This is a genomic window from Pseudomonas sp. P5_109 (assembly GCF_034009455.1).
Classification (GTDB): Bacteria; Pseudomonadota; Gammaproteobacteria; order Pseudomonadales; family Pseudomonadaceae; genus Aquipseudomonas.
The window spans coordinates 3,286,962-3,299,654 of record NZ_CP125380.1 but is presented as its reverse complement, the minus strand read 5'-3'; the positions used below and the strand labels follow the sequence as shown (position 1 = coordinate 3,299,654).

Annotated in this window: 9 protein-coding genes; 7 read left to right on the top strand and 2 right to left on the bottom strand. The window is 62.0% G+C overall.

Annotated features, from left to right (window positions below; genetic code table 11):
* The first annotated feature begins 185 nt into the window (after nt 1–185).
* The 3 genes from QMK54_RS14890 (at nt 186) to QMK54_RS14880 (ending at nt 2,251) form a co-directional block, all read left to right on the top strand.
* On the top strand, nt 186–749 hold the full coding sequence (locus tag QMK54_RS14890) for a TetR/AcrR family transcriptional regulator (protein ID WP_110661101.1): 564 nt from the start codon (nt 186–188) through the stop codon (nt 747–749).
* 55 nt (nt 750–804) lie between these two features.
* Nucleotides 805–1,281: a DUF1348 family protein gene (locus QMK54_RS14885; RefSeq protein ID WP_110661100.1), complete on the top strand. Its 477-nt coding sequence runs from the start codon at nt 805–807 to the stop codon at nt 1,279–1,281.
* 190 nt (nt 1,282–1,471) lie between these two features.
* Nucleotides 1,472–2,251: a TSUP family transporter gene (locus QMK54_RS14880; RefSeq protein ID WP_104448285.1), complete on the top strand. Its 780-nt coding sequence runs from the start codon at nt 1,472–1,474 to the stop codon at nt 2,249–2,251.
* Here the strand turns inward: QMK54_RS14880 and nudC are convergent.
* Nucleotides 2,219–3,049, bottom strand: a complete 831-nt coding sequence (gene nudC, locus QMK54_RS14875) for an NAD(+) diphosphatase (RefSeq protein ID WP_223596245.1) — start codon at nt 3,047–3,049, stop codon at nt 2,219–2,221. The genes QMK54_RS14880 and nudC overlap by 33 nt on opposite strands.
* 6 nt (nt 3,050–3,055) lie before the next feature.
* Nucleotides 3,056–3,868, bottom strand: coding sequence for a crotonase/enoyl-CoA hydratase family protein (locus tag QMK54_RS14870; RefSeq protein WP_110659925.1), 813 nt, complete (start codon nt 3,866–3,868; stop codon nt 3,056–3,058).
* Between the two features lie 558 nt (nt 3,869–4,426).
* Between QMK54_RS14870 and glgA the strand changes: the two genes are divergently transcribed.
* From glgA to QMK54_RS14850, 4 genes are read left to right on the top strand one after another with little or no spacing between them, the layout of a single operon-like run.
* Entirely contained in the window at nt 4,427–6,010 is a 1,584-nt protein-coding gene (gene glgA / locus QMK54_RS14865; protein ID WP_110659924.1) for a glycogen synthase GlgA, read from the top strand.
* 12 nt (nt 6,011–6,022) lie between these two features.
* Nucleotides 6,023–7,822 (top strand): malto-oligosyltrehalose trehalohydrolase, encoded by a 1,800-nt coding sequence (treZ, locus tag QMK54_RS14860; RefSeq protein WP_320402815.1) that lies wholly within the window; start codon nt 6,023–6,025, stop codon nt 7,820–7,822.
* Entirely contained in the window at nt 7,815–9,893 is a 2,079-nt protein-coding gene (gene malQ, locus QMK54_RS14855; protein WP_320402814.1) for a 4-alpha-glucanotransferase, read from the top strand. The genes treZ and malQ overlap by 8 nt, the downstream gene beginning before the upstream one ends.
* Entirely contained in the window at nt 9,890–12,676 is a 2,787-nt protein-coding gene (locus tag QMK54_RS14850; protein ID WP_320402813.1) for a malto-oligosyltrehalose synthase, read from the top strand. The genes malQ and QMK54_RS14850 overlap by 4 nt, the downstream gene beginning before the upstream one ends.
* The last annotated feature ends 17 nt before the right edge of the window (nt 12,677–12,693 follow it).

Here is a 12,693-nt window from a genome sequence, read left to right as displayed (position 1 = left end):
CCCGAGAGCTTACACCATCGATAGCTTCGGGTCTTGTTACTGTCTGTTATGGCCCCTTCGCGAGCAAGCCCACTCCCACAGGGGAACGCATTTCAATGTGGGAGCGGGCTTGCTCGCGAAGACCATTTGTCAAGCACCACAAAAACCAATTTACTAAGGAGAACGATCGTTCTACTGTTAGCCACATGAACGAAATCAAAAGTAACGATACACGCGACATCATCCTGGATGTCACCGAGAAGTTGATCTACAAAAGTGGCATAGCCGCCACTGGCATGGATCTTCTGGTGAAGACCGCCGGCGTCTCCAGAAAAAGCATCTACCGCTACTTCGCCAACAAGGACGAACTGGTGGTAGCCGCCCTGCAACGCCGCGACCAACGCTGGATGCGCTGGTACAGGGGCGAAGTCGACCAGGCCCGAACCCCGGCCGAACGCCTGCTCAACCTGTTTACCGTGCTCAAATCGTGGTTCGCCTCGGAAGGCTTCCGCGGCTGCGCCTTCATCAATACCAGTGGCGAAACCGGCGACCCGCAAGACCCGGTGCGCCTGGTCGCCAAAGAGCATAAACAGAAGCTGCTCGACTACGTGTGCGAGCTGTGTACCGAACATGGCGCCGAGGATCCGCAGAGGCTGGCCAGACAGCTGCTGATCCTGATCGATGGTGCCATTACCGTGGCGCTTGTAATGGGTGATCACAGTGCCGCCGATAATGCGCAATGCATGGCGCGAAAGTTATTGGACCTGTAGCAACCTGATCAAGCTCGACAGTTGTTTTAACTTTAACTTGATACGGAGACTTGAAATGTCTAATACCGAAGTTCGTCCACCATTGCCCCCTTTCACCCGTGAATCGGCCATTGAAAAAATTCGCCTGGCTGAAGACGGCTGGAACTCCCGAGATCCCGAGCGAGTGTCCCTGGCCTACACCCTGGACACCCAATGGCGCAATCGCGCCGAGTTCGCCCACAACCGCGAAGAAGCCAAGGCGTTCCTGACCCGTAAATGGGCCAAGGAACTGGATTATCGACTGATCAAGGAACTCTGGGCCTTTACCGACAACCGCATCGCCGTGCGTTATGCCTATGAGTGGCACGATGACTCGGGCAACTGGTTCCGTTCCTACGGCAACGAAAACTGGGAGTTCAACGAGGACGGCCTGATGGCCCGCCGCTTCGCTTGCATCAACGACATGCCGATCAAGGAAAGCGAGCGCAAGTATCACTGGCCGCTGGGGCGTCGTCCGGATGATCATCCGGGGCTGTCGGATCTGGGCCTGTAGTTTGAATTTGCACTAACCCCTGTGGGAGCGGGCTTGCTCGCGAAAGCGGTGTGTCAGCCAACATTTATGCTGGATCTGACGGCCTCTTCGCGAGCAAGCCCGCTCCCACAATGGTTTTGTGTTGTGCAGGTGGTTAAGATGCTGCCCTTCCCCGCAGCCTCTTTCTGCACCCGCCGAATAAGTCGATCCCATGCCTTTCGAACTCAGCGTTGACCTCTCTACCCTGGCCATCCTGGCCCTTGTCGCTTTTGTTGCCGGCTTCATCGACGCCATCGCTGGTGGTGGTGGACTGTTGACCACCCCGGCCCTGCTGACTGCCGGCCTGCCACCGCATCTGGTGCTGGGCACCAACAAGCTCAGCTCGACCTTCGGTTCGGCCATTGCCAGCTTCACTTTCTACCGACGCAAGCTGTTCCACCCCGCGCAATGGGTCCACGCCATCGTCGGCACCCTGGTCGGCGCGCTGACCGGCGCCGTGGTCGCGCACTACCTGCCGGCGGAATGGCTGAACAAAATGCTGCCGGTGATCGTCTTCGCTTGTGGTGTCTATCTCTTGTTTGGCGGCACGCCGAAAGCGCCGACGGACAGCGACGCACCGATCAAGAAAAAGTGGCAGTCGACCCAAGGCTTCAGCCTCGGCTTCTATGATGGCGTGGCCGGTCCGGGCACGGGCGCGTTCTGGACCGTGAGCAGCCTGCTGCTGTACCCCATCGACCTGGTGAAGGCCAGCGGTGTGGCGCGCAGCATGAACTTCGTCAGCAACGCGGCGGCGCTGTCGATCTTCATCTTTTCCGGTCAGGTGGACTGGATCATCGGCCTGTGCATGGGCTCGTCGTTGATGGTCGGCGCCTTCTTCGGTGCCCGCACCGCCATCAGCGGCGGCGCGAAATTCATTCGTCCGGTGTTCATCACCGTGGTGCTGGGCCTGACCGTGCGTCTAGCCTGGCAGCACTGGTTCAGCGTGGCCTAAGCGCCGCGCCACGTAGACGTCGATCAGGTAACGGGCAATCGAGCGTGACGCCGGCAACGGCGGCAGCTCGTGCACGTTGAACCACTGGGCGTCCTCGATCTCGTCTTCCTGGCAGACGATCTCGCCACCGGCATATTCGGCATGAAAGCCGAGCATCATCGAGTGCGGGAACGGCCAGCACTGGCTGCCCAGGTACTGGATATTCCTGACCTCGATGCTCACTTCTTCGCGAACCTCGCGAATCAGGCAGTCCTCGGCCGACTCGCCCGGTTCGGCAAACCCGGCCAACGTGCTGTAGACGCCCGTGACGAAACGCGGTGAACGCGCCAGCAGGATTTCATCGCCACGAGTGACCAATACAATCATGCTCGGCGAAATTCGCGGGTAACTGCGCAAATCGCATGGCTGGCAATACATCGCCCGCTCCCGCGGCACTTGCGTCATGGCTTGCCCGCAATTGCCGCAAAAACGGTGCTCGCGGGCCCAGGTGCCGATCTGCGCGGCGTAACCGAGCACTTTGTAGATCGTGTGATCGCCCTCCAGCATGAACGCCCGCAGGCCTTTCCAGTTGCAGCCCGGCACTTCGCTTTGACTGCGCAGCTCCAGCAGGTAGACCGGCTCGCCATCGAGATGACCGATGCCATGCTCGGCGAGAATCGGCAGGTCCTGGCGCTTGAGCCATTCGCGCGCGAACAGTGCGCCATTGTCATCGAACAGAAAGCCTTCGGGGCTGCGCGCAACGGCCCAGCCGCCGGGTTGATCGGTGTCCAGTACTGCAGTGGTCCAGCGAGGAATCATGGTTAATCAATCCAGAAATTCAGGTTTCTGTTTGCTCATATGGGCGGCCATGGCCACGCGCAGATCGGTGGATTGCAGCATGGCGGCGTTCCAGGTGGCGACGTATTCGAGGCCGTCATCAATGCGATGGTCACGCATGTAGCTGATCATCTCCTTGGTGCCGGTGACGGCGATCGGCGACTTGCCGGCGATTTCCCGGGCAATGCCCATGACGCCGTCGAGCAGGCTGGCGTTGTCGCTGTAGACGCGATTGACCAGGCCCATGCCCCGCGCTTCGTCGGCGCCGAAGGTGCGACCAGTGTAAGCCAGTTCGCGCAGCATGCCGTCACCGATGATCCGCGGCAAGCGTTGCAACGTACCGACGTCGGCGGCCATGCCGATGTCGATTTCCTTGATCGAAAACTGTGCGTCCTCGGCGGCATAACGCATGTCGCACGCGGCAATCAGGTCAATGGCGCCGCCCAGGCAGTAACCCTGAATGGCCGCCAGCACCGGTTTGCGGCAGTTATCGACGGCATTGAACGACGCTTGCAGGGTGAGGATCTTGCGCCGCAGCAGGCGCGCATTGCGTCCGACGTCCTTGCCCAGCTCATTGGCCACGCCGGCCAGCATCATCAGGTCGATGCCCGAGGAAAAATGCTTGCCTGCGCCACTGAGGACCACCACGCGCACTTCATCGGTGTCGTCGATCCACTGGAAGATCTCGACGATCTCGCTCCAGAACGCGGCGTTCATCGAGTTGATCTTCTCCGGGCGGTTGATCTGCACATGGGCGATTTTATCGACCAGTTCGACGTTGAACGCGCTGTACTGAGACATGCCAGTGATCCTTTTGCGGGCAAAAATGAGGCCGGAACTATAACAAGGCATCAAGGTGGGCAGTAAGGCAGTGGTTCGGCCAAATGCGGGACTCAGCGGGCGCACCACGATGGTGCGCCAGCGCTCGATCCCATTGCACACTTATATGACTGCCCGGTGACTTTTTGCGGCAAAAATGCATAAAAAACTGCACTTCGTCGGGGCGTTTGCACCTCTAACAGGCACGTCCGTACCGTTATAAACCGATTGTCGAACAATTTTGCCATCTGCCCTTTACCGCTCTAAGTTCTGGCCTAGACTCATTTTCTCGAGACGAAACCGATCGGTCATAAAGTGGAAAAATAGCCGAAACTTTTTCCCATCCCGATCAGTCCTCTGACAAGAAGGTGCGTTGCGACTGGTGCAATCTTTGCAACGGCTCATTCACCCTTTCTGCTTCAGCGCATTGGGCAGCGCTTGCTCACTGATGCGTAGCGCGATTGCGCCCGGCCACGTGAATTGGCTTTGGAACACCGTTTGCCAGACCTAAGAATTAGATCAACAACACGGGAGATTCATATGATCAGTACGGCTTTGGAAATACAGGGAGAGCGTGCTCATCAGGTCGGCGAATCGAGCGCCGTGACTGCCGCAAATACCCAACCTGTCAACGTGCCTGGCACCAGGACGCTGACCCCGGCAGCCAACCAGAATCCGAACCGTAAGAAAGTCCTGTTCGTCACCTCGGAAATTGCCGACCTGGTGAAAACCGGTGGCCTGGGCGACGTTTCCGCGGCACTGCCACGGGCCATGGCCCATCTGCATGACGTACGGGTGTTGATCCCGGGTTACCCGCAGGTGCTGCATAGCGAAAATCCGATCCATATCATTGGCGAACTCGGCGGCCATGCGGCGTTGCCACCGTGCAAGATCGGGCGCATGGACATGCCCGATGGCCTGGTCATTTACGTGCTGATCTGCCCCGAACTCTATGAGCGCGAAGGTTCACCCTACGGCGCCAACAACGGCCGCGACTGGCCGGACAACCATATCCGTTTCGCCCGCCTGGGCCTGGCAGCCGCCGATATCGCCGCCAACCTCGCACAAATCCACTGGTGCCCGGACCTGGTGCATGCCCACGACTGGCCCGCCGGCCTGGCCCCGGCCTATATGCACTGGCGCGGGCAGCGCACGCCGACGCTGTTCACCATTCACAACCTGGCTTACCAGGGCGTGACCAGCCTGGGCTCGTGCCCCGAACTGGGCATTCCCCATCACGCGCTGCAACAGGAAGGCATGGAGTTCTACGGCAAGATGTCGTTCCTCAAGGCCGGCATGGCCTATTCGAGCCACATCACCACGGTCAGCGCGACCTACGCCCAGGAAATCACCACGCCGGACTTCGGCTGCGGTCTCGACGGTTTCCTCGCCGCCAAGACCCAGCAAGGCCTGCTCAGCGGGATTCCCAACGGTATCGATGAAAGCTGGGATGCGGCGACCGACCCGCACCTGTTCTGCCCGTTCGAGGTCGGCGACTGGGATGGCAAGGCAGTCAATGCCGCCCACGTCCGCGAGCTGTTCGGTCTGGAAGACTCCGAAGGCCCCCTGTTTGCGGTGGTCTCGCGACTGGTTTACCAGAAAGGCCTGGACCTCACCGAGGCAGTCTCCGAATACATCGTCAAATCCGGCGGCCAGATCGCAATCATTGGCCGTGGCGAGCCGGAGGAAGAACAGTCGATGCGCGAACTGGCCCTGCGCTTCCCCGGGCAGATCGGCGTGCGCATTGGCTTCAACGAAACCGACGCCCGGCGCATGTTCGCCGGCAGCGACTTCCTGCTGATGCCTTCGCGTTACGAGCCATGCGGCCTGAGCCAGATGTATGCCCAGCGCTTCGGCTCGTTGCCGGTGGCACGCAATACCGGAGGCCTGGCCGACACCATCGAAAACGGCGTGACCGGTTTCCTGTTCGATGAATCCACCGTGCAGAGCTATCAGGAAGCCCTGAGCCGTGCGTTCAAGGTGTTCGCCTTTCCCGACCTGCTGCACGCCATGCGCTGCCGGGCCATGGCAGCACCGTTCAACTGGTGCAAGGCGGTCGAACCCTACGCCGAACTCTACGAACAGCTTGTGGCTAAGGCATTGGGGAAATCGCACAAACAGTAAGAGGCTTTCAAGATGCCGTTACGGACCCTTGAGACCTGGCCCCACGGCGCAATCATGCTGGACCCGGAGCACACGCGATTCGCGTTGTGGGCGCCAGATGCGTTCTACGTCAGTGTCGAACTGGAAAATGGACAGTCCTTGCCGTTGCTGCCCCAGGCCGACGGCTGGTTCGTGATCAACACCCGATGCCCGGCAGGTACGCGTTACCGCTACAGCATCGACGGCGAACTGGAGGTGCCCGACCCGGCCTCCCGCGCCCAGGCAGGCGATGTTGACCGGCACAGTGTGGTGGTCGATCCGCTGGCCTATGCCTGGCAACACAGTACCTGGCCGGGACGGCCATGGAACGAAGCGGTGATCTACGAGTTGCATGTCGGTGCACTCGGCGGCTTCAGTGCCGTCGAGCAGCATCTGGCGCGGCTGGTCGAACTGGGTGTGACTGCGATCGAACTGATGCCCATCGCGCAGTTTCCCGGTGAGCGCAACTGGGGTTATGACGGCGTCCTGCCCTACGCACCCCAGGCTTCATACGGCTCACCCGAGCAGCTCAAGCACTTGATCGATACCGCCCATGGCCACGGTTTGGCGGTGATTCTCGACGTGGTCTACAACCACTTCGGCCCGGACGGCAATTACCTGCATCGTTATGCCAAGGGCTTTTTTCGCGAAGACAAACACACCCCGTGGGGCGCGGCCATCGACTTGCGCCGTCGCGAAGTACGGGACTTCTTCATCGAAAACGCCTTGATGTGGCTGCTGGAATACCGATTCGACGGATTGCGCCTGGACGCGGTGCACGCCATCGAAGACCCGGACTTCCTCCAGGAACTGGCCCGACGGGTGCGCCAGCAGACGGGGCCGGCGCGGCATGTCTGGCTGATGGTGGAGAACGAACACAACCAGGCCAGCCTGCTCGAACACGATTACGACGCGCAATGGAATGACGACGGCCACAACGCCCTGCACGTATTGCTCACCGGTGAAACCGAGGCCTATTACGCCGACTACGCGCAAAACCCCACCGAACAACTGGCGCGCTGCCTGAGCCAGGGTTTCGTGTTCCAGGGCCATCTGAACCGTCATGGTGTGGCGCGTGGTGAGCCCAGCGGGCATTTGCCACCCGGCGCATTCATCCTGTTTTTGCAGAACCATGACCAGATCGGCAACCGGGCCTTCGGCGAGCGCCTGCATCAACTCGCCCACCCGCAAGCGCTACGGGCCGCCACGGTGTTGCTGCTGCTGTCGCCGATGATTCCGTTGCTGTTCATGGGCGACGAGTTTGCCGTCGAGCAACCCTTCCTGTTTTTCACCAGCCATCACGGTGAATTGGCGAAACTTGTTCGCGACGGCCGACGCAACGAGTTCGCGGCGTTCAGCGCCTTTGCCGGCCCGCTCCTGCTCGAACACATTCCGGACCCGAACGATCCGCAGACGTTTGCAGCGTCGCGCCCTGTCCTGCCCCTGACCGGCCACGGCGAGATGCATGACCTGTATTGCCGGCTGTTGCAGATCCGTCACCGGCTCCTCATCCCGCGCCTGCCCGATGCCCAGGCATTGGGCGCCGACGTGCTGGGCGAAGGCGCGGTCAGTGCATCTTGGCGCCTGGGCGACGGCAGCCAACTGCGCATTGACCTGAACCTCAGCGCCAAGCCCGTAGTCCACACCTCACTGCCTGGTGCCACGCGGTTGTTCGAATACCCGCCACAGAGCGCCGGGCTGCTGGACCAAGGCACCCTTGCCCCATATTGCGCGCTCGCCAGCCTCGCCGCCGCAGCCCCTTTGCTACCCCGTATGGAGAGCGTCCATGAGTGATGCGCAACTGGAAATCCTGGCCAGCCGTGCCGGCCTAGCGGTCGATTGGATCGACGCCAACGGCCGTGCGCAAAAAGTTGCACCTTCGGTGTTGCGCAACGTCCTGACCGGCCTTGGCCACCCAGCCGGCAGCGCCCAGGAAATCGACGCCAGCCTGCTGGAATTGCAAGCGGTGCAACAGACCCATCACTTGCCACCCCTGATGACCGTCGATGCGGGTGCAGGCCTGGACCTGGCGCGTTTCTTCGAGCCGCAAACCCCTTGCGAAATCCACCTCGAGGATGGCTCGCGGCTGAACCTGAAACTGGATGCCAACTCGGTGCTGCCGGGACTGGTTCCGGTCGGCTATCAACAAGTCAGCATCGACGGACAAACCTTCACCCTGGCGGTGGCGCCGGCCCGTTGCTACAGCGTGGCCGACGCCGTGGACAACCCGATCCCGCGTGCCTGGGGCCTGAGCGTGCAGCTGTATGGATTGCGCCGCCCCGGCGATGGCGGCTTTGGTGATACCCAGGCGCTGGAGGACCTCGCCCGGGTGGCCGGTGAGCGTGGCGCCGAGGCGCTGGCGATCAGCCCGTTGCATGCGATGTTTTCCAGTGACACCCAGCGCTACAGCCCATATTCGCCGTCCAGCCGCTTGTTTCTCAACAGCCTTTACTGCGCCCCCGGCACCATTCTCGGCGAACGCGCATTGCGTACCGCCATTGACGCCACTGGCCTGGCCATTGAACTCAAGGCACTGGAAGAACGCCCGCTGATTGACTGGCCGGCCGCCGCCGAAGCCAAGCACCGGCTGCTGCAGTCGCTGTACGAAGGTTTCGTCCAGGGTGAACACCCGTTGCACGAGGATTTCAGCAGTTTTCGTCACGCCGCTGGCGAAGCGCTGGAAAACCACTGCCGCTTCGAAGCCATCCAGGAGGCTCGCGCCGCACGCGGTGAACACCTCGACTGGCGCCAATGGCCCGAACCCTGGCGCAACCCGCGCAGTGACGAGCTTGCAGCATTCGCCGAAGAGAATGCCGGGCGAATCGGTTTCTATGCCTTCTGTCAGTGGCTGATCACGCGCTGCCTGGAGCGCGCGCAAACCGCCGCCCGCGCCAGCGGCATGAGCATTGGCCTGATCGCCGACCTGGCCGTTGGCGCCGATGGCGGTGGCAGCCAGGCCTGGAGCCGTCAGGACGAACTGCTCGCCTCCCTCACCGTCGGAGCGCCGCCGGACATTCTCAACCGCAGTGGCCAGGGCTGGGGGATTTCCGCGTTCTCCCCCGAAGGCCTGGTGCGCAATGGTTTCCGTGCCTTCATCGAAATGCTGCGGGCCAACTTCGCCCATTCCGGTGGCTTGCGCATCGATCACGTCATGGGCTTGCAGCGTCTGTGGGTGATCCCCAATGGCTCGCCGCCAGCCGACGGCGCCTACCTGTATTACCCGGTGGACGATCTGCTGCGCCTGCTGACCCTGGAGTCCCACCGTCACCAGGCCATCGTCCTCGGCGAAGACCTCGGTACCGTGCCGGACGGCCTGCGGGAAAAACTCATCGCCCGTTCGATGCTCGGCATGCGGGTATTGCTGTTCGAACAAGACAACACGCACTTCAAGCCGATCCTCGACTGGCCCGACAACGCCCTGGCGACCACCAGCACCCATGACCTGCCCACCCTCAACGGCTGGTGGCATGGCCGTGATATCGACTGGAACGCCGGGCTCGGCATGGTCGATGCCAGCACTGAAATCGAATGGCGCCAGCACCGTGAACGCGAGCGCGAAGGCCTGCGCCGGGCGTTGAGCCAGGACCCGCAGAACTTTCGCGAGGAATCCCACGAAACCGACCAGGTGCTCGATGCCAGCGTGCGTTTCCTCGGCCATACCCGGGCACCCTTGGTGTTGCTGCCACTGGAAGATGCCCTTGGCGTGGAACAACAGGCCAACCTGCCGGGCACCATCGACACTCACCCGAACTGGTCGCGGCGCTTGCCCGGTTACAGCGAAGCCCTGCTCGATGGCGCGGATGCCGCGCGGCGCCTGGAACTGCTCGCCTGTGCGCGACTTCAGGCGGCCGAGCGTGATCGATGACTCAAGTGCCGACCCGATCGTTGCGCGCCACGTTGCGCCTGCAATTTCACAAAGGCTTCACGCTGGAGGATGCGGTGCCACTGGTGCCGTATTTCGCCCGCCTCGGCATCAGCCATGTCTATGCCTCCCCGCTGCTTCGCGCGCGCGCCGGCTCGATGCATGGCTATGACGTGGTGGACCCGACCCGGGTCAACCCGGAACTGGGCGGCGAGGCGGCGCTGCGCAGCCTGGTCAGCGCATTGCACGCGCAGAACATGGGCTTGATCCTCGACATCGTCTCCAACCACATGGCGGTCGGCGGCAGTGATAATCCCTGGTGGCTGGATTTGCTCGAGTGGGGACGCCTGAGCCCCTACGGCGAGTTTTTCGATATCCAGTGGCACTCGCCCGATCCGTTGATGGAGGGCCAATTGCTCCTGCCGTTCCTGGGCAGCGATTACGGCGTCGCGTTGCAGGACGGCACCCTGCCCCTGCGCTTCGATGCCTGGCACGGCAGCTTTCATGTCGAGCACTACGAACACCGCTTCCCCATTTGCCCAAGCGATTACGGCGAATTGCTCAAGGTCGATGCGCCGCTCGATGCGCAACAGAACGAGCAACTGAAAAACCTCGCCGATCGCTTCAGCACCCTGAGCTACCAGACCGACGCCCACAGCCTGGCGATTCCACTGAAAGCAGAACTACTCGACCTGATCAGCGATCCGGCCATTGCCCAAGCCATTGAGCAGCACCTGAAAGACTACGACTCACTGAACGGCGATGGCTTCCTGCGCCTGCACAACCTGCTGGAACGCCAGAGCTATCGCCTGGCCAGTTGGCGCACCGCCGCCGATGACATCAACTGGCGGCGCTTCTTTGATATCAATGAGCTCGGCGGGCTGCGCGTCGAGCGTCCCGCGGTGTTCGAAGCCACCCACGGGAAAATTTTCCAACTGGTGGCTGAAGGGCTGATCGACGGGTTGCGCATCGACCACATCGACGGCCTCGCCGACCCACGGGGCTACTGCCGAAAACTGCGCCGCCGGGTCGACAGCCTGTCTGCGGGGCGCCACCTGCCCATCTATGTCGAAAAGATCCTCGGCGAAGGCGAAACCCTGCATCGCGACTGGTCGGTGGATGGCACCACCGGCTACGAATTCATGAACCAGCTATCACTGCTGCAAACCGACCCTCGGGGTGCGCAGACACTGGCCGAACGCTGGCAGCGCCACAGCGAGCGCACCGCCGACTTCGACCAGGAAGCGCAACTGGCGCGCCAGCAGGTCCTCAATGGTTCCCTGGCCGGCGATTTCGAAAGCGTCGCCCAGGCCTTGCTGCAAGTGGCCCGGGACAATCTCATGACCCGCGATTTGACCCTCGGTGCGATTCGCCGGGCCTTGCAGGCGCTGATCGTGCATTTTCCGGTGTACCGCACCTACATCAGCCCCCTTGGCCGGTCTGCCGAGGACGAGGTGTTTTTTCGCCAGGCCATGGACGGCGCCCGGCAAACCCTGGGCGAAGCGGACTGGCCGGTGCTCGATTGCCTGGCCGGTTGGCTCGGTGGCGAGCCCTGGCGGCAACGCCCGGCCGGTCGCGAACGCAAACGCCTCAAGCACGCCTGCGTACGTTTCCAGCAACTGACCTCGCCGGCCGCGGCGAAAGCTGTGGAAGACACCGCCTTCTATCGTTCGGCCGTCCTGCTCTCGCGCAATGACGTGGGGTTCAGCACCGGCCAGTTCAGTGCCCCGGTCGGCGACTTTCATCAAGCCTGCATCGAGCGTCTGCGCACCTTCCCGGACAACCTGCTGGCCAGCGCCACCCATGACCACAAGCGCGGCGAAGATACGCGGGCGCGGCTGGCGATCTTGAGCGAACGCCATAGCTGGTATGCCGATCAGATCGGCCTGTGGCGCGCCCTCGCCCGGCCATTGCGCAGTGACGATCAAGCGCCGTCGGCGGGCGATGAGTTGATTCTGTATCAGGCGATCCTCGGCAGTTGGCCGCTGGAGTTGGACATTGGCGATCCGACGGCGCTGGAGGACTACGCAAAACGCCTCTGGCAGTGGCAACGCAAGGCCCTGCGCGAGGCCAAGCTGCAAAGCAGCTGGAGCGCGCCCAATGATGCTTACGAGCAAGCGAGCGAAGGCTTCATCCAGCGCCTGTTGCTCGGTCCCGAAGGCGAGCTGTTGCGCAAGGCCCTCGCCAAGGCTGCCCGGTCGATCGCCGTCCCCGGCGCACTCAACGGTTTGGCGCAAACCTTGCTGCGCATGACCGTGCCCGGCGTGCCGGATCTGTATCAGGGCAACGAGTTCTGGGACTTCAGCCTGGTCGATCCGGACAACCGCCGGCCGGTGGATTACGCCAGTCGCCAGCAGGCACTGCAGCAGCCTGTGGATCTACCCGATCTGCTGGCGAACTGGCGTGACGGGCGCATCAAGCAGGCCTTGATTGCCCGCGCCCTGGGGTTGCGTGCCGAGCATGCCGAACTGTTTCGGCGAGGTACCTACCAGGCCCTGGAAGTGGTGGGCAGCGAGGCCCATCGAGTGCTGGGTTTTGTCCGTGAACGGGAGGGAAAACGCGCCATCGTGATTGTGCCGATACGTTGTGCCGAACTGCTGGAAAACAGTGCCGAGCCGCAGGTCCACGCGCCGCTGTGGGGCGATACCCGGGTCAAACTGCCGTTCACCGCCCCTGATGAACATCTGAAGGGACTTTTTTCCGGCGTCACAGTCACAAAACACAGGGAGCTGCTGGTCAGCGCCGCGCTGGGGGATTTCCCGGTCAATCTCATTATTCACACTTGAGTCAGTTCAGGAGCATT

Coding starts and splice junctions, on each gene's coding strand:
- QMK54_RS14890 (WP_110661101.1), top strand. CDS start 186: ATGAACGAAATCAAAAGTAACGATACACGCGACATCATCCTGGATGTC.
- QMK54_RS14885 (WP_110661100.1), top strand. CDS start 805: ATGTCTAATACCGAAGTTCGTCCACCATTGCCCCCTTTCACCCGTGAA.
- QMK54_RS14880 (WP_104448285.1), top strand. CDS start 1,472: ATGCCTTTCGAACTCAGCGTTGACCTCTCTACCCTGGCCATCCTGGCC.
- nudC (WP_223596245.1), bottom strand. CDS start 3,049: ATGATTCCTCGCTGGACCACTGCAGTACTGGACACCGATCAACCCGGC.
- QMK54_RS14870 (WP_110659925.1), bottom strand. CDS start 3,868: ATGTCTCAGTACAGCGCGTTCAACGTCGAACTGGTCGATAAAATCGCC.
- glgA (WP_110659924.1), top strand. CDS start 4,427: ATGATCAGTACGGCTTTGGAAATACAGGGAGAGCGTGCTCATCAGGTC.
- treZ (WP_320402815.1), top strand. CDS start 6,023: ATGCCGTTACGGACCCTTGAGACCTGGCCCCACGGCGCAATCATGCTG.
- malQ (WP_320402814.1), top strand. CDS start 7,815: ATGAGTGATGCGCAACTGGAAATCCTGGCCAGCCGTGCCGGCCTAGCG.
- QMK54_RS14850 (WP_320402813.1), top strand. CDS start 9,890: ATGACTCAAGTGCCGACCCGATCGTTGCGCGCCACGTTGCGCCTGCAA.